Source organism: Mesorhizobium sp. M2D.F.Ca.ET.226.01.1.1, assembly GCF_004022705.2.
In the GTDB taxonomy this organism is placed as follows: Bacteria; Pseudomonadota; Alphaproteobacteria; order Rhizobiales; family Rhizobiaceae; genus Mesorhizobium.
In genome coordinates this window covers 423,912-446,719 of record NZ_RZOY02000001.1, presented here as the reverse complement: position 1 = coordinate 446,719, position 22,808 = coordinate 423,912, and the positions used below count along the sequence as shown (strand labels likewise).

General features: G+C 63.4%; 19 protein-coding genes and 4 pseudogenes. 17 read left to right on the top strand and 6 right to left on the bottom strand.

The annotated features are described in order from the left end of the window. Window positions 1–645: 645 nt before the first annotated feature. The 4 genes from EN869_RS02140 to EN869_RS02125 form a co-directional block, all read right to left on the bottom strand. Window positions 646–1,074, bottom strand: coding sequence for an SgcJ/EcaC family oxidoreductase (locus tag EN869_RS02140; RefSeq protein ID WP_127227859.1), 429 nt, complete (start codon window positions 1,072–1,074; stop codon window positions 646–648). An 85-nt stretch (window positions 1,075–1,159) separates the two neighbouring features. Further along, entirely contained in the window at window positions 1,160–1,372 is a 213-nt protein-coding gene (locus EN869_RS34265) for an RNA-binding protein (protein WP_189341252.1), read from the bottom strand. 343 nt (window positions 1,373–1,715) lie between these two features. Beyond that, window positions 1,716–2,009: a hypothetical protein gene (locus EN869_RS02130; protein ID WP_127227860.1), complete on the bottom strand. Its 294-nt coding sequence runs from the start codon at window positions 2,007–2,009 to the stop codon at window positions 1,716–1,718. 155 nt (window positions 2,010–2,164) lie between these two features. Continuing rightward, window positions 2,165–2,341 (bottom strand): Flp family type IVb pilin, encoded by a 177-nt coding sequence (locus tag EN869_RS02125; RefSeq protein WP_127227861.1) that lies wholly within the window; start codon window positions 2,339–2,341, stop codon window positions 2,165–2,167. 1,301 nt (window positions 2,342–3,642) lie between these two features. Between EN869_RS02125 and EN869_RS02120 the strand changes: the two are divergent. Together EN869_RS02120 and EN869_RS02115 are read left to right on the top strand one after the other, a co-directional pair. After that, window positions 3,643–3,843, top strand: a pseudogene (locus EN869_RS02120) (IS481 family transposase); the annotation flags it as partial. 200 nt (window positions 3,844–4,043) lie between these two features. Next, complete coding sequence (locus EN869_RS02115) at window positions 4,044–5,309, top strand: pilus assembly protein TadG-related protein (RefSeq protein WP_127227862.1); 1,266 nt, start codon at window positions 4,044–4,046, stop codon at window positions 5,307–5,309. Window positions 5,310–5,371: 62 nt separating this feature from the next. Here the strand turns inward: EN869_RS02115 and EN869_RS35625 are convergent. After that, window positions 5,372–5,762 (bottom strand): annotated as a pseudogene (locus EN869_RS35625) (hypothetical protein); the annotation flags it as partial. A gap of 19 nt (window positions 5,763–5,781) precedes the next feature. On the opposite strand from EN869_RS35625, the pseudogene EN869_RS02105 reads away from it, so the two are divergent. Beyond that, window positions 5,782–6,237 (top strand): annotated as a pseudogene (locus tag EN869_RS02105) (transposase); the annotation flags it as partial. A gap of 3 nt (window positions 6,238–6,240) precedes the next feature. Here EN869_RS02105 and EN869_RS02100 read toward each other — a convergent pair. Then, window positions 6,241–6,369: pseudogene (locus tag EN869_RS02100) on the bottom strand (helix-turn-helix domain-containing protein); the annotation flags it as partial. Window positions 6,370–6,465: 96 nt separating this feature from the next. Between EN869_RS02100 and EN869_RS02095 the strand changes: the two are divergent. From EN869_RS02095 to EN869_RS02030, 14 genes are all read left to right on the top strand, one after another. Continuing rightward, a complete protein-coding gene (locus tag EN869_RS02095; RefSeq protein ID WP_127227863.1) occupies window positions 6,466–7,440 on the top strand; it encodes a sugar-binding transcriptional regulator in 975 nt (324 codons plus the stop codon). Window positions 7,441–7,485: 45 nt separating this feature from the next. Next, window positions 7,486–8,931 carry an extracellular solute-binding protein gene (locus EN869_RS02090; protein WP_127227864.1) on the top strand — a complete coding sequence of 482 codons (1,446 nt, stop codon included), beginning with the start codon at window positions 7,486–7,488 and terminating at the stop codon, window positions 8,929–8,931. 196 nt (window positions 8,932–9,127) lie between these two features. Continuing rightward, window positions 9,128–10,051: a sugar ABC transporter permease gene (locus EN869_RS02085; protein ID WP_127227865.1), complete on the top strand. Its 924-nt coding sequence runs from the start codon at window positions 9,128–9,130 to the stop codon at window positions 10,049–10,051. A 10-nt stretch (window positions 10,052–10,061) separates the two neighbouring features. Beyond that, the gene (locus EN869_RS02080; RefSeq protein WP_127227866.1) at window positions 10,062–10,919 is read left to right on the top strand and encodes a carbohydrate ABC transporter permease; all 858 of its coding nucleotides are present in this window, start codon (window positions 10,062–10,064) and stop codon (window positions 10,917–10,919) included. A gap of 5 nt (window positions 10,920–10,924) precedes the next feature. Beyond that, window positions 10,925–12,043 (top strand): ABC transporter ATP-binding protein, encoded by a 1,119-nt coding sequence (locus EN869_RS02075; RefSeq protein ID WP_127227867.1) that lies wholly within the window; start codon window positions 10,925–10,927, stop codon window positions 12,041–12,043. Beyond that, window positions 12,040–13,164 carry an ABC transporter ATP-binding protein gene (locus EN869_RS02070; RefSeq protein WP_127227868.1) on the top strand — a complete coding sequence of 375 codons (1,125 nt, stop codon included), beginning with the start codon at window positions 12,040–12,042 and terminating at the stop codon, window positions 13,162–13,164. The genes EN869_RS02075 and EN869_RS02070 overlap by 4 nt, the downstream gene beginning before the upstream one ends. Beyond that, a complete protein-coding gene (locus EN869_RS02065) occupies window positions 13,164–14,720 on the top strand; it encodes an FGGY-family carbohydrate kinase (RefSeq protein WP_127227869.1) in 1,557 nt (518 codons plus the stop codon). The genes EN869_RS02070 and EN869_RS02065 overlap by 1 nt, the downstream gene beginning before the upstream one ends. 8 nt (window positions 14,721–14,728) lie before the next feature. Beyond that, window positions 14,729–15,769, top strand: coding sequence for a 2-hydroxyacid dehydrogenase (locus EN869_RS02060; protein ID WP_127227870.1), 1,041 nt, complete (start codon window positions 14,729–14,731; stop codon window positions 15,767–15,769). A 46-nt stretch (window positions 15,770–15,815) separates the two neighbouring features. Next, complete coding sequence (locus EN869_RS02055) at window positions 15,816–17,333, top strand: glycerol-3-phosphate dehydrogenase (RefSeq protein ID WP_127227871.1); 1,518 nt, start codon at window positions 15,816–15,818, stop codon at window positions 17,331–17,333. Beyond that, window positions 17,333–18,403, top strand: a complete 1,071-nt coding sequence (locus EN869_RS02050; RefSeq protein ID WP_127227872.1) for a class II aldolase/adducin family protein — start codon at window positions 17,333–17,335, stop codon at window positions 18,401–18,403. The genes EN869_RS02055 and EN869_RS02050 overlap by 1 nt, the downstream gene beginning before the upstream one ends. Next, window positions 18,400–19,674 (top strand): FGGY-family carbohydrate kinase, encoded by a 1,275-nt coding sequence (locus EN869_RS02045; RefSeq protein WP_127227873.1) that lies wholly within the window; start codon window positions 18,400–18,402, stop codon window positions 19,672–19,674. Before EN869_RS02050 ends, EN869_RS02045 begins: the two co-directional genes overlap by 4 nt. Beyond that, window positions 19,671–20,537, top strand: a complete 867-nt coding sequence (locus EN869_RS02040; RefSeq protein WP_245489514.1) for a TIGR01459 family HAD-type hydrolase — start codon at window positions 19,671–19,673, stop codon at window positions 20,535–20,537. The genes EN869_RS02045 and EN869_RS02040 overlap by 4 nt, the downstream gene beginning before the upstream one ends. A 15-nt stretch (window positions 20,538–20,552) precedes the next feature. Further along, complete coding sequence (locus tag EN869_RS02035) at window positions 20,553–21,491, top strand: TIM barrel protein (protein WP_127227874.1); 939 nt, start codon at window positions 20,553–20,555, stop codon at window positions 21,489–21,491. 247 nt (window positions 21,492–21,738) lie between these two features. Further along, window positions 21,739–22,761 (top strand): ABC transporter substrate-binding protein, encoded by a 1,023-nt coding sequence (locus EN869_RS02030; protein ID WP_127227875.1) that lies wholly within the window; start codon window positions 21,739–21,741, stop codon window positions 22,759–22,761. The last annotated feature ends 47 nt before the right edge of the window (window positions 22,762–22,808 follow it).

The window sequence follows — 22,808 nt, the reverse complement described above, 5'->3', positions numbered from 1 at the left end:
GCTCTGAAATCCAACTGCGTGTTGATATTGGCCCGGCTGCTATGTTGGCCGGGCTGATCCGCTTAGCCGACTAGCTGAGCGACTGAGGTCCCAAAACGCCGCGCATAGGTCCAAGGTCCTTTGCTGGCCAAGTATAGTTACCGTAACGTCAACACGGCGCATCCATTTCGGGGTGTGGAGGGTGAAGGGGCGTGTTCATGAGGTTCGTTATTACTCTTGGCGCAGCTATCGTATTGGCCATGACTGGTGCTGCCGTTGCGAAAGAAAAGAGGGTGGCCGTAAATCAGGGCGTGAGCCTGTGTTCCACCAGCGCAAAAGGTGTCACTCCGAAACTTGATTGCAAGCCGACAGGGACCGTTGCGCAAGGCTCGGATGGGTCCGAAAATGCGCCGGAACCGCGGTTGGGGTACAGCTCCAGCCCATGGTTCGTTTTATCCGGCTTCTGAACAGGCGACCGGTTACGCGACTTTGTCGGTCCGAGCTCCGAAGGTGGCCGGCTTTTTCTACGTGAATGGGGAACGTGAAGTCGGGATCCTGGTTCTCATGTCAGGGCCTAGGCATTCCCCAACAGAAATGGCCCCTTCGTCTCAGGCAACCGACTGCTTTGATCCTCAACCCGCCCGCAAAGCGCCGGTTGCCGCCTTATCACCTCACCTCGGGCAGGGGAGCAATTGCGCCTGGAACAATGTCGGTGTTCTGGGCCACCTTAATCAGCCAGCCGGACCGTTCCTCCTTTACAATCAGAAGCAGGATACCTTTCCGCGGTCCGGCTGGTGAGCCGTCCGGAGCTGATGCGCCGGCCAGCGTCCAGGCATAGTGCACCGAAGCAACGCCGGGAGCCAGTTCGACAACTGAAGAGACAACACCTTCTAATCGGCTATCACGAAACATCGTTTCATGCGTTGCGCGGTGGGCCGCTTCGATCTCGCTGCGATTTTTCCACCACATGCCCACGACGTTGACGAAATTGGCGTCTTCGCAGAACAACGACGCGAAGTCGGCCATGTCGTGCCTGTTCCAGGCATCGGCAAAGGCGCGCCCGGCATCTGCGGGTCTGTTGACCACCAGTCCCATGACATGATCTCCGTCACTTCCGCTAACATCGAATTGGAAGGTAGCCGCGTCATCAGGCGTTGTCACTGAGCGGCACCTGCGATGGTTAGGCTCTGCTCCGCTTCGAAAGCGCGCGCCATAAGTCGGTTTCGTCGGTGACGCCGTCTTCGAAAAATCGGAAGACTTCCATGGCCAGATATTCTCGCTGGTCGCGGTCTTTCTTGGCCAGGCGCCGCTCATCACACAGGCGGTCAAAAACCCGCTGGAGTTTGTCCAAGTCCTCGGGCCAGTAGACGCCACCGCAATGCCACAATGACATGACCGCCGCCCCTGTGCGCGGCATATATGCAGATTATCTCACGGAACGGTTCGAACACAAATACCGCGTCCCAAACTGGGAACGATGTCATCGCTTAATCATTAAAGGTTAGCGGTCGGTCCAGGGGACGTTAGCCGCTACAAATCGCAAGAGCCCGTCGCTTACGCTTATTAGCTGCGACGGGCTTTTTGTTAGCGATACCTAAAATTGTTAATGTCGAGGGATCAAAGCTGGCGCATTATGCGGAGCCTGCCCCGCACTTCAACCGGGGTAAGGGCCCGGCCTGTACGCCCGAAGTCCCCCGACTCCCCGCAGGCCGGGCATCGTGTATCTGGGGGTGCGGCTAGTTCAGCCTCGGTGCCTTGTCAGCAATGAACGGCGCCAGTGCCGCTGCAACGCGCTGTAGAAACGGCGCCAGATCGAGTACCACGCCGTTCGGCTCGACAAAGATGTCTACCTCGTCCTGCCGCCGAGGATGTTCAAGCGTCACGACAAAGGTATAGTCCGGCATCGCCGCTGCTAGGGCTGCCTCCATCTGCGCTCGATAGGCCGCGCTCTCGTACCGCGCTTCCCTTGGCGGCACGACGAGGAATTCCTTCGCCGACATGCCCGCCGCGATGCGCTCAAGCCATTGCATGATGTTCGCCCCCGCGAACTAGCCCAAACTAGCCGGCCTGAAAAATCCGGCGGCCGACGCTGACGGGCGCCGGCCTTGACGATCGGAACCTGCAGTTCACCAACCACGCGATGACGCTGGAGAGGTGGACTCTCCGTCCGTAGACTTAGCGTACCTTACGGTGCGACGGCGCCGTTGACAGTGGTGGCAATCGACACAAACTGAGCGTTTAGGGCGCCACCCAGTGAGGTTGCCCCAACCATGATTCCCAAGGCGATAAGCGCCGCAATCAAACCATACTCGATCGCGGTTGCTCCGGAATTGTCACGCAGAAAACCCGCTACCAATTGCATTTTTTCACAAGCCCCGACTGCTGATCACGCAAGTATAGGGATTGCTCATTTATTTGGGGTAAACGGACGTTCCTGGTTTTTAACCAGTTAGAAAAGCCGGCCGAGACGAAGGCCTTGTCCGTCTCTCGGGCGCAACTGAAGACTTCAACACAAGCTTGGGGTAGCGAGCGGCCCGGCAGGCCAACTCAGGGAAGGCCTGCCGGGCTGACCGGTGAGGCTCTGGGCTGAGCCGCACACCAATGGATTTATATCAATGCTTGGCATCGATGGGCGCAACGCTTATCGCCAACAGCCATCGATGCGCGGCATGCACAGGTTATGAATTGATCGTTTATCAGCTCGCGCTTCGATCATGTCGCGCGCGAGGCGCTTGCAGGAATTCAGACCCACGCGTCCCTCACCACAGCGAGTATACCTGGTACACGGTCAACAACTGTTTGAGTGGGGTGACCAGCGCGTCCTCGCGCTAGCCTTGTATCGTGACGGTCAACGGTCCCGGAGCGCCTTGTCACGAACGCGCCTCGGGTTGTAGCCCGGACCAAAGCATTGCCCGCATTCCGGTCGATCGAACTCGTAACCATTGCGTTCCGCGTAAGACAGCATCGCCAGCTGACCATGGAACAATCGAATAAGGCGTAGCCACCAGGTCAAGGTCGGCTTCAGGTCAAACTCGCTCGGGTGGCGCGTCCGGTGGCATCTGTGGCAAACGTTCGGCATCGGTCAAATGAGACTGTCGGATTTCAAATTATTTCCGATCACAGAGAAACCGGTGATCGACCCAGACTGGCGGGAACGTCGGGCACTAGCTGGAGGGGGACAATCGCCGTTGTGGATCACACTAGGCGCTCGATGGGCGCCTTCAATGAAAAAGGGCGGTTCATAGTGAACGAACTGTCACTATCCACAACCCATATCATATCCGTCTGGCTGCATTGCAGCTTGTATCGGTCTGCTACCCGAGGACCCGACCGAAATCGGATGGATCGCGCTGTATGTCTCCGGTTGCGACTGTCACCTGAATGAGCCGGGTTACGCTAGCGGATGCCGTATAGTTGGATGACGTCATCGCATCGGAATCGTTTGTGGGGAGGGTGGTGAGAAAACACCACGAAATCTGGCCCTTCGATCGGCAGGCGGGATAGGCTGCACGGTTGCGGCGCCGCTGCCGAGCGGGCCCAAGCGTAACGCAATACCCGAAACGTTCTGCGCCCCGCGCCGCTACCCTTGCCCCCTTGGCAGCAAAGATGCTCTCCTGCGGCATGGTCGGGCAAGCTGGATTCTAGCCCGTTTTATGCGCCGCATTCCACGTCGACGTCGCCGAGGTCCAGACAGAACAGGGCAAGCCACACATGTTCGTGGCCATCGACCGCACCTCGAAGTTCGCCTTCGTCGAATTGTACGAAAAGGCCACCACCGCCGTCTCGCGAGAGTTCCCGTTTCGGTTGATCGCGGCCGTGCCCTACAAAATCCAGACTGTGCTCAACAATGGCATCCCGTTCACCACGCCTGATGCATGTCGGTAGGCGCGGTCATCAGATTTCCATTTGTCTGCTCCGCCGCTCCGGTTCTGCTTTCCTATATGCGACGAAAGACGGCGGCGGCAGCGACTGAGGTCCGAAGGGAGCAAATCTAGCGGATTAATTAGGCATTCATTCATACGACAATGATGTCGTCGCGGCCGGAATAGTGTGGGCGCTCGGCCATGGCCCTTTCGGGTAGGTTCATCAGACAGCTCTTTTCTCGGCTCGCCTCTCGCCGCTTTTGCGAAGGCAAGGGCGGCAATGTCGCGACCATCTTCGCGCTTACCTTGCCGGTCGTCGTCGGCGGCGCCGGGTTCGGCATGGAGACTTCCTATTGGTACTATTCGAGCCTGAAGCTGCAGGCGATCGCGGACGCGGCCGCCTATGCGGGCGCGCTGGAAAAGATCCAGGGTTCCGACACGGCGACCATCACCGCCGCCGCCACGACATCGGCCGCCTCGAACGGACTGGGCAGCGGCACCATCGTCGTCAACACGCCGCCGACCTCGGGCCCGAACACGGCCAAGAAGGCGGTGGAGGTGATCCTCAACCAGAATCTCGACCGGATGTTCACCTCCATCTTCACCCAGACAAAGGTGCCGGAACAGGCGAGGGCGGTGGCGCTGATCACCGACGCTTCAAAGGCCTGCAACCTGGCCCTCAATCCGTCGGCCTCGCAGGCCATGCTCTTCTCCGGCAGCACCAGCGTCAAGCTCAACGGCTGCGTCGTCATGGCGAATTCGATCGCCAGCGACGCACTCAAGGTGCAGGGGTCGGCGGGTCTCCAGGCCGACTGCCTGATCTCTGCGGGCGGGGTCGTGCTGAACAATCCGGTGACCACGGTCTGCAAGTCCCCGATCACACAGGCTCTCCCGGCCGCCGATCCGTTCGCCAGCCTGCCGGCGCCTGCGGCCACCGGCGGCTGCAAGAATGTCAACGGCAACAAGACGACGCAAACAATCCAGGCCGGCACCTACTGCAGCGGCATGAACCTCAACGGCAATGTCGCGCTCTCTTCCGGGACCTATGTCGTCCAGGGAAATTTGAAGATCAACGCGGGTGCGGTCATCACCTGCGCCGCCCCTTGCACCAACGGCGTAACCATATTCATGGCCGGCAGCAACACCGTCAGCATCAACGGCAACGCCAGTGTGACGCTGAGCGCGCCGACCTCGGGTACCTATTCGGGCGTGCTGTTCTACGGCGACAGGACAGGGACCGCAGCGCAGAGCACCTTCAACGGCACCGCTGACTCGCTTTTGACCGGCGCCATCTATTTCCCTCGGCAGCAGGTCAACTATCTCGGCAATTTCTCGGGCGTGAATGGCTGCACGCAAGTCGTTGCCGACACCATCCAGTGGTCGGGCAATTCGACCATCAACCAGGACTGCTCGAGCCTCGGGATGAAGGACATCCCGGCCGCCCAGGCGGTTGCGGTCGTCGAGTAGCGTAATCGACTTCAAACGCTGGTGCGAGGAACGGCGAGCTTCACCGAAAGAGGCGAAAATGGCTACGTGATGCCCCAGCTTTTTCGTGCTCCCGGTACCGAGCGATACCCTCGGCCGTCCACAGCTCCTTGGCAGCCGCCAGTTTGCAGGGGTGAATTGAACTCCCATCGCGAAGGCTCTTGGCAGCGCGCTGCAAGACGCCGGATTGCCGGAGTAGCTCCGCAAGTAGGCGAACTCGCCACGGCGTTCGGCATACGATCTTGTAATAGCGTTGTCCGTGATCTTTCAGCGATTGCCTGAGTGGCGCTGTCGGAGGAGCCGGCCAACACCAGGTGCGCTTTCGTCTTCAAGCCGGCCCGCATGTTCAGCGATCTGGTGACATAGGACCAGCCGTCAGCGACGCGGAACAGAGCCGTGCACAGCGCCGGCAGCACGAGGGCAAATTCAACCGCGGCGGCGCCGGAGCGGTTCGGAGCTGATGGACGCCATAATGCTGTAGGCGCGCGCCCGCCCTGTGGACGCAGTATTGCCGGCTGCACGATCTCGTCGTCAAAATGGTGGCCCGCAGCGAACTGTGCCGACGCTTCATGGCCATTCCCGGCGTCGGCCCCGTCACTGCACTTTCGTTCATGACGGCGATCGATGATCCGTCGCGCTTCCGCCGCTCACGCGATGTCGCGGCTTACTTCGGGCTGACCTCGCGGCGATGGCAATCGGGCACCTCAATCGACGTTTAGGGTCGCATATCGAAGGCCGGCGATGCTGACGTGCGACGCTCTCTCTACGAGCGGCGTCGGGGCTGATGACGCGCATCAAGGGCTCCGACAAGGTCAAGAGCTGGGGCCAGGCGATCGCCAAACGCTCCTGCCACCGCAAGGCCTGTGTCGCTGTGGCGCGCAAGCTGGCGGTGATCATGCACGCGATGTGGAGCATGCCTGTAGATGCTGAGCTTGGATATCTTCGCCCGCTGAGCGACCATGTCCAATGTCGTCGCTTGAAAACCCAGTTCCGCAAAGAGTTCGCCCGCCGTGTCGACTATCTTCAAGCGTCGGTTGGTCATGGGCTTTTTGCGCGCGATTTCGCGCAGTGCCACTTGACTCCTGTCGGGCTCTATGAAAAATTTTGCATCAATTGATAAAAATATCAAAGGGCGGAAATGGTTGGGTTCGGCAACGGCTTTCTGCGCGACGACGAGACCAGCATGGCCGCCCGTGCCGCCTGGCTGCACTATGCCGGCGGCCTCACCCAGTCCGAGGTCGCCAAGCGGCTGGGCCTGACCAGCCTCAAGGCGCATCGCCTTATCACCAAGGCCAACCAGGAAGGACTAGTTAAGGTCTATATCGACGGCGAAATCTCCGAATGCGTGGCGCTCGAGGACGAGCTGTCCGGCCGCTACGGTCTCGACTATTGCGAGGTGGTGCCCGACTTCGATCCCGAGGATCTGCCGCTCAAGGCGCTAGGCATCGCCGGCGCGCAGTTCCTCAAGCGCGAGATCGAGCGCGGCGAGGATGCGCTGATCGGCGTCGGCCATGGCCGCACGCTTGCCGCCTGCGTCGAGTATCTGCCGCGCGTCTCGGCGAATGGCATTCGCTTCGTCTCGCTGCTTGGCGGCCTGACCAGGAAATTCTCCGCCAATCCGCACGACGTCATCCATCGCCTGGCCGAGCGCACCGGCGCCGCGGCTTATGTCATGCCGGTGCCCATGTTCGCCAACACGGTCGAGGACCGCGCCGTGCTGCTTGGCCAAAAGGGCATCAGTGAGGTGTTCGACCTCGCGCGGTCCGCTGATCTTTTGCTCGCCGGCATCGGCACCGCCGAGCAGGAGGCCTCGCTCGTCGCCACCGGCATGATCGAGAAGGGCGAGATGGAGGAAACCCGCCGCAACGGAGCCGTGGGCGAACTGCTCGGCCACTTCTTCGACGACGCGGGAAAGCAGGTCGCGACCACTGTTTCCAGCCGCGCGCTGGCGCTGGCGCGCGAGGACATCGCCAACCGCAGGATCGTCGCCGTCGCCGGCGGCAAGATCAAGGTTCGCGCCATCAAGTCGGTGCTGGAGGGCCGCTATCTCAAGGGCTTGATAACCGACGAGCGGACGGCGCGATCGCTCGTGGAGAAGACGCCGGTCGGGTAGCCGGCAACAGTTTCGTTGAAACTACCCTTTGGAGGAGAAGACGACATGCATGAGAAAGAGAAAGACCTGCTTGACGCGTTCCTGCGCGGACAAGTCGACCGCCGCGGCCTGATCAAGGGGCTGGGCGCCATGGGCCTAGCCGCCAGCACCGCCGGTGTGCTGCTCAACCTGGGGCAGACCCGCGCCCTTGCCGCCGATTTCGACTGGCAGGCGCATAAGGGCAAGACCATCAAGCTCCTGCTGAACAAGCATCCCTATGCCGATGCGATGATTGCCGATCTCGACAATTTCAAGCAGCTGACCGGCATGAACGTCACCTATGACGTGTTCCCGGAAGACGTCTATTTCGACAAGGTGACGGCGGCGCTCTCGGCAAGCTCGCCCGAATACGATGCCTTCATGACCGGCGCCTACATGACCTGGACCTACGGCCCGGCGGGCTGGATCACCGACCTCAACGAATGGATCAAGGACCCGGCCAAGACCAATCCGAAATATGCCTGGGACGACTTCCTGCCCGGCGTCAGGAATTCCTGCGCGTGGAACGGCAAGCCCGGCGGGGCGCTGGGCTCGGAAGACGCCAAGCAGTGGTGCATTCCGTGGGGTTTCGAGCAGAACAACATCACCTACAACAAGGCGATGTTCGACAAGGCCGGCGTCAAGCTCCCCGGCAACATGGACGAGCTGGTCGCCGCGGCCGCGAAGCTGACCAAGGATGTCGGCGGTGGCGTCTACGGCATCGGCGTGCGCGGCTCGCGCTCCTGGGCAACCATCCATCCGGGCTTCCTGTCGGCCTATGCCAATTTCGACCAGAAGGACCTGAACGTCTCGGCCGACGGCAAGCTGTCCGCCGCCATGGCCACCGCTGAATCCAAGGCCTTCCACAAGCAATGGGTGCAGATGATCCAGGAAAGCGGCCCGAAGGACTGGTCGACCTACACTTGGTACCAGGTCGGCACCGACCTCGGCGCCGGCGCCTCGGCGATGATCTTCGACGCCGACATCCTCGGCTACTTCATGAACGGCGGCAGCAACAAGATGGCCGGCCAGCTCGCCTTCTCGGCCTTCAAGGCCAATCCGGCCGCCAAGGCGCCGACCCCCAACATCTGGATCTGGTCGCTGTCGATGTCCAACTTCTCGAAGGACAAGGACGCCACCTGGTACTTCATGCAGTGGGCTTCCGGTCTCGACCACTGCCTGTTCGGCGCCACCAAGATGGACTTCGTCAATCCAGTCCGCCAGGCGGTCTGGAAGGACGAGATGTTCCGCGAGAAGCTCAACAAGAGCTATCCGGGCTATGTCGACATGTTCGACGCATCCGCGCCCGGCGCCAGCATCAAGTTCACCGCACAGCCGCTGTTCTTCGATCTCACCACCGAATGGGCGGCGACCTTGCAGAAAATGGTGGCCAAGGAAGTGCCGGTCGATGAAGGCCTCGACAAGCTGGCCGAGAGCATCAACGGCCAGCTCAAGGAAGCCGGCCTCGGCTGAACTGGGTGACGGCCGGGCCCGCCCAGACCAATTTCGCGAAAAGCGCGCAGCGGTTTTCCTGGAGTTGCACTTAGGCGGGCCGGCCGGACGCTTCCATTTTTTGCGACGCGGCGCCTATGCTGCCGTCAGTTCGCCCGGCCGGCCGCCTTGCTCCCTAGGCGACCGGCGCGGCGAAGCAACCGATACGGGCTGATAGATGACTTCGGCGACGATGCACAGAGCCAAGCCTTCAGGCTTCAGGATCAGCAAGAGGGTGCTGCCCTATCTTCTCAGCCTGCCGGCCTTGCTGGTCTGCATCGGCATCCTGATTCCCTTCCTGACCTCGGTGGTCTATTCCTTCCAGCGCTACAGGCTGAGCCAGCCCTGGGCGCGCCAGTTCAACTGGGGCGACAACTACATCTCCTTCTTCACCGATCCGAAGTTCTGGAACACGCTGGAGATATCGCTGCTCTATGCCGGCATCACCGTCGGGCTGGAACTGCTGCTCGGCCTCGGCATCGCCATGCTTTTGCAGAAGCGCTCGTCGCTGAACAACTTCATCTCGATCATGCTCCTGATGCCGCTGATGACGGCGCCGGCGCTGGCCGCGCTGATGTGGAAGCTGATGACCAATCCCGGCTTCGGCGTGCTGAGCTACCTCGCCAGCCTCATCGGCCTGCAGGATTTCCGCTGGGCGTCCTCGCCCTCGACGGCGCTGCTCACCGTCGTGCTCGTCGACATCTGGGTCTACACGCCCTTCATCATGATTCTGCTGCTCGCCGGCCTGCGCAGCCTGCCGACGCAGCCTTTCGAGGCGGCCGCTCTCGACGGCGTGCCGCGGAGCTTCGTCTTCTTTCGCATCACCTTGCCGATGCTGACGCCCTATATCCTGACCGCGACGCTGTTCCGCCTGCTCGATTCCATCCAGCAGTTCGACATCATCTACGCCATGACCCAGGGCGGCCCCGGCGACACGCTGACGGTCTTCCAGGTCGAAGCCTATCTCAACTTTTTCCAGTCGACCAATGTCGGCCGCTCGGCCGCGCTGATGATCATCCTGTGGGCGATCACCTATTTCCTTTCGAACATCTTCATCAAGAACTGGCTCCGGCTGCGCGAACGCGCGCGCGGCCAGGCATAGGAGGGCCGGCATGGAACACACGTCGCTTCTGGAACGGGTGCTGCGCGGTATCGCGCTCACGCTGGTCGTGGTCTTCTTCATGTTTCCGATCGTCTGGATCTTCATGATGTCGTTCCAGACCAACGAGATGATCCTGCGTATCCCGCCGCAACTGGTCTTCGAGCCGACGCTCGCCAACTATACGGCGTTGATCACCGGCAAGCTGCAGACGGCGGCCGGCACGCTCGACATCGCCTTCATGCGCAATCTGTGGAACTCCATCTTCCTCTCGGTGACCTCGGTCGCAGTGGCTTTGCTGCTCGGCGTGCCGGCCGCCTATGCGTTTGCTCGCCACAAGTTCCGCGGTTCGGAGGATATCGCTTTCACGTTGCTCTCGTTCCGCTTCGCGCCGGCGCTCCTGGTGCTGTTGCCGCTCACCCTCTATTTCCAGAAGCTCGGGCTGGCCAACACCTATTTCGGCCTGATCTGGGTCTACCAACTGATCTGCCTGCCGCTGATCCTGTGGATCGTGCGCGGCTACTTCGAGGATATCCCAGCCGACATCGAATACGCCTATCGCATCGCCGGTCATTCCTGGTTCGCCACCTTCCGGAAGATCGCGCTGCCGCTCGCCGGACCGGGCATCGCGGCTGCCGGCCTGCTCGCTTTCATCTTCGCCTGGAACAATTTCGTCTTCGCGCTGGTGCTCGCTTCCGCCGACAAACAGCCGGTGACGGTCGGCGCGCTCGCCTTCATCACCTCCTCGGGCATCCAGTACGGCCAGATTTCGGCGGCGATCGTGCTGTCGATCACGCCCACGCTGGCGCTTGCTCTCTATGCGCAGCGCTATCTCGTCGAGGGCCTGTCGCTCGGCGCGGTCAAGGGATAAATCGAATGGCCAGCGTTGAACTGAAGAACATCGTCAAGCGCTACAAGAGCCAGACCGTCCTCGACGATCTGTCGCTGACCGTCGCCGACGGCGAGACACTGGTCCTGTTCGGGCCCTCCGGGGCCGGCAAGACGGTGCTGCTGCGCCTCGTCGCCGGCGTCATCGATCCGGACGAGGGCAGGATCCTGATCGGCGGCGAGGACATGACGGACGTCGACGCCGAATTCCGCGGTGTCGGCATGGCGTTCCAGAATTTCGCCCTGTTCCCGCATATGAGCGCTTTCGAGAACATCGCCACGCCGCTCGAGGCCAAGCGCTCGTCCCACGGCGCAATCAAGGGCGGGGTCGACAGCGTCGCCAAGCTGCTCAAGATCGGCCATGTTCTCAGCCACAAGCCGCGCGCGCTGTCGAACGGTCAGAAGCAGCGCACCGCGCTTGCACGCGCGCTGGTCGGCTCGCCGCCGGTGCTGCTGCTCGACGATCCGCTGCGCAACGTCGATGCCAAGCTGCGTTTCGAGATGCGGCTGGAACTACCCAGGCTTCTCGCCGACCGCGGCGCGACCGTCATCTACGTCACCCAGGACTACAAGGAGGCGATGGCGCTTGGCGACCGCATCGCGGTGATGTCGCAAGGCGTCATCAGGCAGCTCGGCACGCCAGAACAGATCTATCGCGAGCCGGCCAATATCGAGATCGCGCGGCTGTTCGGCGACCCGACCATCAACCTGCTCGATGTCAAGCCGCAGCGCGACGCCAGGGGCATCTATGTCGGCCTGTCGAACGTGCAGGTGCATCTTGCCGGCGCTCCGGAGGCCGCGATCGGCCGCGACTGCGTCATCGGCCTGCGGCCCGAAACCCTGCACTTCGTCGCGGAGAGCGAGCCGGGCGCCATCCCCGTCACCGTCGAGGCAGAGACGCCCCTCAATGAAAAGATCGTCACGCTGGTTCGCACCGTGCGCGGCCGCGAGATCCTCGTCTCGCGGCCGTCGGGCACGCCGGGCCAGAGCGGCGGCAAGGCGCATCTCGCGGTCAACGCCAAGAGCGCGCTGTTGTTCGATCACGCCAGCGGCGAGCGCATCGGTTCGAAGAACATCGTCAGTCTGCGCAACGGAGAAGCGGCATGAGCGCGAGCGCCCTCACCATTTCCAGCGTCGACAAATTCTACGGGCCGATCGACCGCGGCGTGCATGCGGTCCAGAAGCTCAGCATCGAGATCGCCAAGGGCGAGATCATCGCGCTGCTCGGTTCGTCCGGCTGCGGCAAGACCTCGACGCTGCGCATGATCGCCGGCTTCGAGGAGGTTTCGCGCGGCGAAATCTCTGTCGCGGGCCGCAAGGTGCACAAGCTGCCGCCGGTCAAGCGCAATGTGGCGATGGCCTTCGAGGGCTATTCGCTCTATCCGCCGCTCACCGTGCGCGAGAACATGGCTTTTGCGCTGAAGGCGGCCAGGCTGCAGAAGAGCGAGGTCGATGCCAAGGTCGCCAGCATCGCCAAGCTGCTCGAGATCGAGGATATCCTCGATCGTTATCCGAGCTCGGTCTCCGGCGGCCAGCAGCAGCGCGCCAGCCTCGGCCGTGCCCTGATCCGCGACGCCGACCTGCATCTGCTCGACGAGCCGATGGGCCAGCTCGAGCCGCAATTGCGCGCCGTGCTTCGCGGCCGCATCAAGCACTTCATCAAGGAGCGCGGCCTGACCGCAATCCTCGTCACCCATGACCAGACCGAGGCCAACGCTCTTGCCGATCGCATCGCCGTGATGGAGGGCGGCGTGCTGCAGCAGTTTGACACGCCGCAAATGATCAAGGAGCGTCCGGCGAACCTCTTCACCGGCACCTTCGTCGGGGAGCCGCCGATGAATGTCTTCGAGGCCTTCGTCGGCAGTGGCGCCGGCAGAATCAACCTCAGACTGCCCGACGGGCTTTCGCTCGACTATGACAAGGACGCCTTCAGCGGCCCGGTCCGCGAGGCGCTGCTCAATCGCGAGCGTGTCATCATCGGCATCAGGCCGTACGCCGTTCGGCGCTCGAAGGATGGCGTCCCGGCCACCGTCTCGGCCAATCAGTGGCTGGGCGACCAGACCCATATCGCGGCGGATTTCGCCGGCGGCTCGCTCGTCCTCGTCGAGCATGACCGCACCCGTCTCGAACTCGGGGCGCCGATCAACGTCAGCATCGACCCGGCCAACCTGCATGTCTTCGACCAGTCGAGCGGCAACGCCATTTCGCACGGTATGGAGCTTGCCTGATGAAGGATGTGGTGATCGGGATCGACGCCGGCACGTCTGTTATCAAGTCCGTCGCCTTCGACACGGCGGGCCGGCAGATCGCCGCGACGTCCCTGCCAAACCGCTATGACACGCTTCCTGGCGGCGGCGCCGAGCAGGACCTGGTGCGTACCTGGGCCGACACCGCGACCACGCTTCGCCAGCTGGCCGACAAGGTGCCCCACCTCGCCAGTCGTACGATCGCCATCGCGGTCACCGGCCAGGGCGATGGCACCTGGCTGATCGACAAGGAGGGCGAGCCGGTCACCAAGGGCTGGCTTTGGCTCGACGCGCGCGCCGCCAGGGAGGTCGAGGAAATCCGCGCCAGGCCCGAGGATCGGCTGCGGTTCGAGAAGACCGCCAGCGGTCTCGCCGCCTGTCAGCAGGGATCGCAGTTCGTCTTCATGAAGCGCAACATGCCGGAACTGCTGGCCAAGGCGTCGACGGCCTTCCATTGCAAGGACTGGCTCTATTTCAAGCTGACGGGCGATCGCGCCACCGATCCGTCGGAGGCAACTTTCACCTTCGGCGACTTCCGCACGCGCGAATACTGCGACGATGTGCTCGACGTGCTTGGCGTGGCCGACCTCAGGCACCTGCTGCCGCCAATAGTCGACGGCAGCAGGCAGAGCGCCGGCCTGTCGAGGGCGGCCGCCGAGGCAACCGGGCTTTCCGCCGGCACGCCGGTGGTGCTCGCTTATGTCGATGTCGTCTGCACGGCGCTCGGCGCCGGCCTGTTCGACCGCCAGCGCAAGCCCGGCTGTTCCATCATCGGTTCCACCGGCATGCACATGCGGCTGGCAGAGACACCGGACGACGTCCTGCTCAACGAGGCGGCGACCGGCTACACGATGACCATGCCGGCGCCCGGCGTCTTCGCGCAGATGCAGTCGAACATGGCGGCGACGCTCAACATCGATTGGGTGCTCGGCCTCGCCTCCGGCATCCTCGCCTCGCAAGGCATCAGGCGCTCGAACGGCGAGATGATCGCGCTGGTCGACCAGTGGATCGCGTCGTCGCAACCGGCGTCGCTGATCTACCAGCCCTACGTCTCGGAGGCCGGTGAGAGGGGGCCGTTCGTCGATGCCAATGCCAGGGCCGGCTTTATCGGCATCTCGTTGCGTCACGGCTATGCCGACATAGTGCGCGCTGTGTTCGAAGGCCTCGCTTTCGCGGCGCGCGACTGTTACGCGGCCATGGGTCCGCTGCCGCGGGAGATCCGCCTGACCGGCGGCGCCGCCCGCAGCCCAGCGTTGCGCAATATCCTCGGCGCTGCCGTTGGCGGCGCCGACATCCGCACCAGCGAGCGCGAAGAGGCGGGCGCGGCCGGCGCCGCCATGATCGCCGCGGTCTGCCTCGGCCTCTACCCGTCGATGGACGACTGCGTCGGCGAATGGGTCTCGCCGCTGCTCGGCAAGGCGGAGCCTAGCGACGACAAGCTCGCAGCAATCTACGAAGCCATGGCTCCCTCCTACGCGATGGCACATGACGCGCTGCGTCCGGTCTGGCGGTCGATGGCTGCATCGAAAGTGAATTGAGAAGTAGCATGCACAAAAAGATTGCGATCATCGGCGACCGTTTCATGCTTCCGGAAGTGTTCCGCTCGGAGATCGAGAAGGCCTGCGGCAACAGCCTCGACATTCGCTCGCTGGAGACGGCCTGGCCGGACGAGCCGATGGAGTTCGGAAATCCGGCGCTCGGTCTCGACAAGGTCAAGGAATATTTCGGTCGGCCGGACGATGTGGTGGACTTCATCGGCGATGCCGAGATCCTGGTCACCCAACTGGCGCCGCTCTCGGAAGGCATGATGCAGCGTCTGCCGGGACTAAAGCTGGTCGCGGTCTCGCGCGGCGGTCCGATCAACATCGACATGGCCGCCGCCAGGGCCCATGGCATTCGCGTCGTCAACGTCCCTGGACGTAATGCCAGCGCGGTCGCCGAATTCACCATCGGCGCCATCCTCGCCGAGACGCGGCTGATCCGCGTCGGTCATGAGGCGCTGCGCAAGGGCGAGTGGCGCGGCGATCTCTACCGCGCGGACCGCACCGGCCGCGAGCTCAGCGAAATGACGGTCGGCGTCGTCGGCTATGGCAATATCGGCACCAAGGTCGTGTGCCTGCTGCGCGCCTTCGGCTGCCGCATCCTGGTCTGCGACCCCTATGTGCAACTGAGCGCGGAAGACAGGAATGCCGGCGTCGAGCTCGTCGCGCTGGACGACCTGCTCGGCCGCTCCGACGTAGTCACGATCCATCCTCGCGTCACCGAGGAGACCCGTGGCCTGGTCAACAAGGACACCATCGCCAGGATGAAGCCCGGCGTGATCTTCATCAATACCGCGCGCGGGCCGCTGGTCGACTATGACGCGCTCTACGACGCGCTGGCCTCGGGCCAGATCGCCAGCGCCATGCTGGAAACCTTCGCGGTCGAGCCCGTGCCTGCCGACTGGCCGCTGCTGCAGCTGCCGAATGTGACGCTGACGCCGCATATTGCCGGCGCTTCGGTGCGCACCGTCACCTATGCCGCCGAGCAGGCGGCCGAGGAAGTGCGCCGCTATCTGGCCGGCCTGCCACCGGTCAATCCGTGCTGACGGCGGCGGCGATGACGCGGCAAACCGGCACCGGGGCTCGATTGGGATGAGCGGCGATAGCGACATCGTCGACCTCTTCGTCATCGGCGGCGGCGTCAATGGCGCCGGCATCGCGCGCGATGCCGCTGGACGCGGCCTGTCCGTCATACTGTGCGAGAAGGACGATCTCGCCGAAGGCACCAGTTCCCGCTCTGGCAAGCTCGTCCATGGCGGCCTGCGCTATCTCGAATATTACGAGTTCCGCCTGGTGCGCGAGGCGCTGATCGAGCGCGAGGTGTTGCTCGAATCCGCTCCGCACATCATCTGGCCGATGCGCTTCGTGCTGCCGCACAGTCCGGACGATCGGCCAGCCTGGCTGGTGCGGTTGGGCCTGTTCCTCTACGACCATCTCGGCGGCCGCAAGCGGCTGCCTGCTACTCGAATGCTCAATCTTCGTACCGCGCCTGAGGGCGCGCCGATCAAGGACGCCTTCAAGCGCGGCTTTGAATATTCCGATTGCTGGGTCGACGATGCCAGGCTGGTGGTCATCAACGCGCTCGACGCTGCGCAGCGCGGAGCCAAGGTCCTGACCCGCACCGCCTGCACCGCCGCGCGCCGTGAGAATGGCCTGTGGGTCGTAGAGATGCGCGACGGCGGCACCGGCGTGAAGACAATGGTGCGGGCGAGGGCGCTGATCAATGCCGCCGGGCCCTGGGTCAACGATGTCGTCAACCGCGTCGCCGGCCAGAACTCCAAGCGCAATGTGCGCCTGGTCAAGGGCAGCCACATCGTCGTGCCGAAATTCTGGGAAGGGCGGCAGGCCTATCTTGTTCAGAACAACGACAAGCGGGTGATCTTCATCAACCCCTACCAGAACGATCTGGCGCTGATCGGCACCACCGACATTCCCTATGAGGGGCGGCCGGAGGACGTCAAAGCTGACGAAAGCGAGATCGACTACCTGATCAAGGTCGTCAACCGCTACTTCAAGCGCGGGCTCGCCCGCACCGATGTCGTCTATTCCTTCTCAGGTGTCAGGCCGCTCTACGACGACAACGCCGACAATCCGAGCGCGGTGACGCGCGACTATATCTTCGAGCTTGACGCGCCGTCCGGCCATGCGCCGCTGCTCTCGGTGTTCGGCGGCAAGATCACCACCTTTCGCAAGCTCGCCGAGCACGCGCTGGATCGCATCGAGCCCTTCTTGCCGAAGATGGGCAAAGCCTGGACTGCGAAAGCGCATTTGCCGGGCGGCGACATCGCCAACGCCGATTTCGAGCAGTTCCTCGGCGATCTCGGTCGCGACTATCCGTGGATGCCTGCTTCCTTGCTCAAGCATTACGGCCGGCTTTATGGCACCCGCGCCCGCGCCCTGGTCGGCGGCGCCGGCTCGCTTGACGATCTCGGGCGGCGCTTCGGCAGGGACTTCTTCGAACGCGAGGCCGCCTATCTCCTCGAGCATGAGTGGGCGTCGACCGCGGCCGATATTCTCGACCGCCGCACCAAGCACGGACTGCATATGTCGACTGCTGAGCGAGCTACCTTCGAGGATTGGTGCGCCAACCGATTGGCGAAGGCCGGCTGATGGTTGTTCGGATCGATCAGGAAGACGCCGAGTTGCGGGCGCTGCGCGTGCTGTCGGCCAGCGTCGGCGCCGATCCCCTGCTGGTCCAGGGCGCCGGTGGCAACACCTCCCTCAAACAGGCCGGCCTGTTGTGGATCAAGGCGTCAGGCACCTGGCTGATGAATGCAGCCACCAGCGACATCATGGTGCCGGTGGAACTGGCGCCCTTGCTCGAGGCGGTCGCCCACCGCAGCCCGGCGGCCGAGAAGGCCGACCAGTTCACGCCGGCCGACCTCAATCCGCATCGCCTGCGGCCTTCGATCGAGACGACGGTGCATGCGCTGCTGCCGCAAAGGATCGTCGTCCACGTCCATTGCGTCGAGACCATTGCGATTGCCGTGCAGGCCAATGCGGAAGCTTTGCTCGCCGAGCGCCTGCGCGGGCTGGACTGGGTCTTCGTGCCGTATCGCCGGCCGGGCCTGCCGCTGGCGCAAGGCATTGCCGAGCGGCTGAAGCCTCGTACCGATGTGCTGGTGCTCGGCAATCACGGACTGGTTGTCGCCGCCGACACCCTCGCCGAGGCCAATTTGTTGCTGAGGCGCGTTTCCGGCCTGCTCAGCCGCCCGCCGCGTGTTGCGCCGGCAGCCGACATCGACGCGCTGATCAGGCTGGGCATGGGCAGCGACTACCGCCTTCCCGTGGCGATCGAGGCGCATGCCGCCGCGACCGATCTCGCCAGCTGCCGCATTGCAGCCTCGGGCAGCCTCTATCCAGACCACGTCATTTTCCTTGGCGTCGGCTCGGTGATTGCCGGACCGAACGAGAACGCCGCCGCCGTGGTGGCGAGGACGAGGGAAACTGGCCAGCCGTCGCCGGCATCGATCCTGTTCCCCGGCAAGGGCATCCTGATGCGCAGCGACGCCAATGCCGGCGCAGAGGCGATGGCGCGCTGCCTCGCCGACGTCGCCTCGCGCATCGATCCAGGCGCGCGCGTCAACTATCTGAGCCCGCACGAGAATGCCGAGCTTTTGAACTGGGATGCCGAAAAGTACCGCCAGGAGCTCAATCGGCGCAGCGGGACATTGCAATGACGGCTGTGGTCGTCGGCATCGACGTCGGCACCTCGGGTGTGCGCGCCGTCGCCATGGATCCTGGTTTCGCAATCCAGGCCCAGGCCGGCGTCGCGCTGGCCGATTTCGGCACCGACTGGCGGGACCCCGCCAACTGGTGGCGCGCGGTCGAGGCCGCGATCGACGCACTGCTTCGCCTGGTCGACGCAAGGAATGTTCGCGCGCTTGCCGTCGACGGCACCTCGGGCACGATGCTGCCGGTCGATGCGGCCGGCGGGCCGCTCGGCCGGGCGCTGATGTATTCCGACAAGGTCGACGACGCTACGATCCTTTCGGCGATCGCCGACGATGCGCCGCCTCAGAGCGCGGCCCATGGCGCCACCTCGGGACTTGCCAAGCTGCTGCGGTTCCAGAAGGGGGCGAGGCCGGCGCGGGTTCTCCATCAGGCCGACTGGATCGCTGGCCGCTTCTGCGGCCGCTTCGACGTCAGCGACGAGAACAATGCACTGAAGACCGGCTATGACCCTGTGCGACGTGGCTGGCCCGATTGGCTCGCCAGGACAGGCGCAGATCTGGCCTTGCTGCCAGATGTCGTCGCGCCGGGTAAGCCATTCGGCACGATCAGCCCGGGCAGCGCGCAGCGTTTCGGCCTGCCCGGCGATGTGGCAGTAGTCGCTGGCACCACCGATGGCTGCGCTTCCTTCCTCGCCACGGGAGCGAAGGATGTCGGTGACGCCGTCACGGCTCTTGGTTCCTCGCTGACTCTGAAGGTGCTCTGCGAAAAGCCGCTGTTCGCGCCGCAATTCGGCATCTACAGCCATCGCATCGGCGACGCGTGGCTGGCCGGCGGTGCGTCGAACACCGGCGGCAAGGTGCTGGCGCATTTCTTCCCCGTCGAGCGCATCGTCGAGCTCTCCGGATCGGTCGATCCGGACCGACCGACCGGCCTCGACTATTACCCATTGATCGGCACCGGCGAGCGTTTTCCGATCGCCGATGCGGGCCTCGCGCCGCGCCTCGATCCGCGCCCGGCCGACGACGCGCTGTTCCTGCAGGCGATGCTGGAAGGCATTGCCGCCATCGAGACTAGCGGCTACCGGCAACTTGCCGATCTCGGTGGGCCGGCGCTGCGTTCCGTCCGCAGCGTTGGTGGCGGCGCCCGCAATCCGGTGTGGACGGCAATCCGTGAGAGGCAACTGCGCGTGCCTTTTTTCGAAGCGCTTTCCGAGGAGGCGGCGGCCGGTACGGCAAGGCTGGCGCTGCAGGGCGCGCGCACGGCGGGCTTGCTATGAGCACCGCGGCAATGAAACCCGTGACGCTGCGCGATCTCGCCGACCTGGCCGGCCGCTACGATCATTTCATTGTCGATCAATTCGGCGTCCTGCATGATGGCAGCGTCGCCTATCCGGGAGCAATCGCAGCGCTGTCGAAGCTGAAGGCCGCTGGAAAATCCGTGGTGCTTCTGTCCAATTCCGGCAAGCGTGCGGCGCCTAACGAGGATCGCCTTGTCAGACTCGGCTTCGAGCGCGGCTCCTGGGACGTCTTCGTCAGTTCCGGCGAAGTCGCCTGGCGGCGCTTTGCCGGGCTGGCCGGGCAGCCCGGTCTCCCCCGCGGCACGCGCTGCCTGCTGATTGCGCGCGATGGCGACACGAGTGCCGTCGACGGCCTCGACATCGTGCTGGTCGACGACGCCGGCCGGGCCGAAATCATCCTGCTTTCGGCAAGCGAGGGTGACCGTTTCGAGCTCGATCACTATCGCGAGATGCTGGCCCCTGCCGCGGTCTCCGGCGTGCCCTGCCTGTGCACCAATCCCGACAGGATCATGCTGACGAAATCGGGTCAGCGTTTCGGCGCCGGCAGGATCGCCGAACTCTACGAGGAACTGGGCGGCAACGTCGAATGGATCGGCAAGCCGCATAGGCCGATCTATGACGCGGCGCTCGCAATGTTGGGCAACCCGCCGCGCGAACGCGTTGTCGGTATCGGCGACAGTATCGAACACGACATAGCCGGCGCATCGGGCGCAGGCCTGTCGTCGGCGCTGGTGCGTTCGGGCATACTGGCCGAAATGAGCGGTCAGCAACTCGACGAACTGTTTGCGCGTCACGACGCCCGGCCGGACTTCATCCTGCCGCGCTTCGTCTGGCAGGTCTGAGCAAGAGGTGAAGCCATGGCTTTTACGCTGTCCCTCAACACCAATCCGCTGGTCAACCGCTTCGCCGATCCCGACGACCTGATCGACGCGATCGCCTATGACATCGGCATCAGGGATGTCCAGCTCACGCATGAGTTCGTCAATCCGGGCTGGCCGGCGGCGACGATCGCGAAATTCATCCGCCTGTTCCGCGCCGCTTTGGATCGTACCGGCGTGCGCGTCACGTCGGGCATGACCGGCCCCTATGGCAGGCTCAACCATTTCGGCCATCCGGATTCCGATGTACGCCGCTACTATGTCGACTGGTTCAAGATTTTCGCCGACATCTCGGCCGAACTGGGCGCCACAAGCATGGGCACGCAGTTCGCCATCTTCACCCACCAAGACTATGACGATCCCAAGCGCCGCGCCCGGCTGCTCGACATAGCCATGGAGTGCTGGCGCGAGGTGGCCGAACATGCCAAGGCGGCCGGACTGACCTATCTGTTCTGGGAGCCGATGTCGGTCGGCCGCGAATTCGGCCACACCATCGAGAATTGCCGGGCGCTGCACGAGCAAATCGAGGCGGCCAATCTGTCCATTCCGCTGTTGATGATGGTCGACATCGACCACGGCGATGTCACGTCGAGCAATCCCGACGATGTCGACCCCTATGCCTGGGCCGAGGCTTTCCCGAGACAATCGCCAATCATCCACATCAAGCAATCGTCGATGAACAAGGGCGGCCACTGGCCGTTCACCGCCGCCTACAACAAGGACGGCCGCATAACCCCGCAAAAACTGTTGGAGACGGTTCGGCGCGGCGGCGGCACCGACAACGAGATTTGCCTCGAGTTGTCGTTCCGCGAGCGCGAGCCGGTCGATCACCAGGTCGTGGCCATGATCCGCGAGTCGGTTGACTATTGGGCGCCGTTCATCGATGCGGGCAGGTGGGCGCTGTCGCCCCGTAGCTAGGATCCCGCGGCAGTGAAATCCGACCTGTCCGCTTAACCGAAACGATCCACCCGAGATCTTCGAGCGGCGTTCTGCTGCTTCGTGATCCGTCCGCTTGGGCCGTGCGCCTGGCGCCCTTGCCATCCTATCCCACCCAGAATGCACCGAAGAGCGCTTGCCTAATTGGTATACTGGTATAATGTGTATATGACATGGCGTGATCCTGAGTGGATGCGCCGTGCCCTGTGGTCTTTCTGGGAGGAATACAATGAGATTTTCAATCGTTGCGGCGCTAGCCGGCGCCGCGCTGGCAAGTGCTGCCGCGCTGCCGGCAATGGCGTCTCCGGACGCGCCGGTCATCGCGCTGGCCAATGCCTATTACGGCAATACCTGGCGTCATCAGATGGTGGAGGCTTTCGAGGCTTCGGCCAAGGAAGCTAAGGCCGCCGGACAGATCGCCGACTACATCGTCATGAACGGCGACGGCTCGGTCGCGCAGCAGAACAGCCAGATCGCCGAACTGATCCTGAAGAAGGTCGACGTTCTCGCCGTTGACGCCGCCTCGGAGACCGCGGTCAACGGCATCATCGAAAAGGCCTGCAAGGCCGGCATCATCGTTATCTCCTTCGATTCGGTTGCTTCGGCGCCCTGCAACTACCAGCTCAATTTCGACTTCAAGGGCTACAAGGCCGCCCAGGCGGAAGCCGTCTTCAAGATGCTTGGCGGCAAGGGCAACGTCATTCAGGTGCGCGGCGTGAAGGGCTCGGCGCCCGACAACGACATGTTCAACGCGCAGCAGTCGGTGCTGGCCAAGTATCCGGACATCAAGGTGGTCGCGACCGTCTACGGCCAGGCGACGGCATCGGTGGCGCAGTCGGCGATCGCCAACGTGCTGCCCTCGCTGCCGCATGTCGATGCCGTGCTCGGCCAGGGCGGCAGTGACGATGTCGGCATCGCCCAGGCCTTCGTCCAGTATGGCGGCGACTACAAGGACAAGATGCCGGTCATCGAAGGAGGTGGCGGCACCGACTTCGTCAAATGGTGGGCCGAGGAGAATGCCAAGAACGGCTACCAGACCGTGTCCATGAACACCACGCCGGGCATCGGCGGCGCCGCCTTCTGGCTCGGGCTGTCGCTGCTCAAGGGCGCCAAGGCGCCGAAGCTGATGATCATGCCGGTGGCAACCGTCGATACCGGCAACCTGAAGGATTACGCCAAGCTGCCCGGCGGCCAGATCATCAGCCCGAGCTACTCGCTGGATTGGGTCAAGCAGAACCTGCTCAGCAAGTAAGGCGACCGGGCCTAGGGATCGGGCGCTGGCCGCACGGCCCGGCCCGG

What these genes read in the sequence shown, in the direction of transcription:
- EN869_RS02140 (WP_127227859.1), bottom strand. Translation starts at nt 1,074, where the DNA reads ATGGGACTGGTGGTCAACAGACCCGCAGATGCCGGGCGCGCCTTTGCC.
- EN869_RS34265 (WP_189341252.1), bottom strand. Translation starts at nt 1,372, where the DNA reads ATGTCATTGTGGCATTGCGGTGGCGTCTACTGGCCCGAGGACTTGGAC.
- EN869_RS02130 (WP_127227860.1), bottom strand. Translation starts at nt 2,009, where the DNA reads ATGCAATGGCTTGAGCGCATCGCGGCGGGCATGTCGGCGAAGGAATTC.
- EN869_RS02125 (WP_127227861.1), bottom strand. Translation starts at nt 2,341, where the DNA reads ATGCAATTGGTAGCGGGTTTTCTGCGTGACAATTCCGGAGCAACCGCG.
- EN869_RS02115 (WP_127227862.1), top strand. Translation starts at nt 4,044, where the DNA reads ATGGCCCTTTCGGGTAGGTTCATCAGACAGCTCTTTTCTCGGCTCGCC.
- EN869_RS02095 (WP_127227863.1), top strand. Translation starts at nt 6,466, where the DNA reads ATGGTTGGGTTCGGCAACGGCTTTCTGCGCGACGACGAGACCAGCATG.
- EN869_RS02090 (WP_127227864.1), top strand. Translation starts at nt 7,486, where the DNA reads ATGCATGAGAAAGAGAAAGACCTGCTTGACGCGTTCCTGCGCGGACAA.
- EN869_RS02085 (WP_127227865.1), top strand. Translation starts at nt 9,128, where the DNA reads ATGACTTCGGCGACGATGCACAGAGCCAAGCCTTCAGGCTTCAGGATC.
- EN869_RS02080 (WP_127227866.1), top strand. Translation starts at nt 10,062, where the DNA reads ATGGAACACACGTCGCTTCTGGAACGGGTGCTGCGCGGTATCGCGCTC.
- EN869_RS02075 (WP_127227867.1), top strand. Translation starts at nt 10,925, where the DNA reads ATGGCCAGCGTTGAACTGAAGAACATCGTCAAGCGCTACAAGAGCCAG.
- EN869_RS02070 (WP_127227868.1), top strand. Translation starts at nt 12,040, where the DNA reads ATGAGCGCGAGCGCCCTCACCATTTCCAGCGTCGACAAATTCTACGGG.
- EN869_RS02065 (WP_127227869.1), top strand. Translation starts at nt 13,164, where the DNA reads ATGAAGGATGTGGTGATCGGGATCGACGCCGGCACGTCTGTTATCAAG.
- EN869_RS02060 (WP_127227870.1), top strand. Translation starts at nt 14,729, where the DNA reads ATGCACAAAAAGATTGCGATCATCGGCGACCGTTTCATGCTTCCGGAA.
- EN869_RS02055 (WP_127227871.1), top strand. Translation starts at nt 15,816, where the DNA reads ATGAGCGGCGATAGCGACATCGTCGACCTCTTCGTCATCGGCGGCGGC.
- EN869_RS02050 (WP_127227872.1), top strand. Translation starts at nt 17,333, where the DNA reads ATGGTTGTTCGGATCGATCAGGAAGACGCCGAGTTGCGGGCGCTGCGC.
- EN869_RS02045 (WP_127227873.1), top strand. Translation starts at nt 18,400, where the DNA reads ATGACGGCTGTGGTCGTCGGCATCGACGTCGGCACCTCGGGTGTGCGC.
- EN869_RS02040 (WP_245489514.1), top strand. Translation starts at nt 19,671, where the DNA reads ATGAGCACCGCGGCAATGAAACCCGTGACGCTGCGCGATCTCGCCGAC.
- EN869_RS02035 (WP_127227874.1), top strand. Translation starts at nt 20,553, where the DNA reads ATGGCTTTTACGCTGTCCCTCAACACCAATCCGCTGGTCAACCGCTTC.
- EN869_RS02030 (WP_127227875.1), top strand. Translation starts at nt 21,739, where the DNA reads ATGAGATTTTCAATCGTTGCGGCGCTAGCCGGCGCCGCGCTGGCAAGT.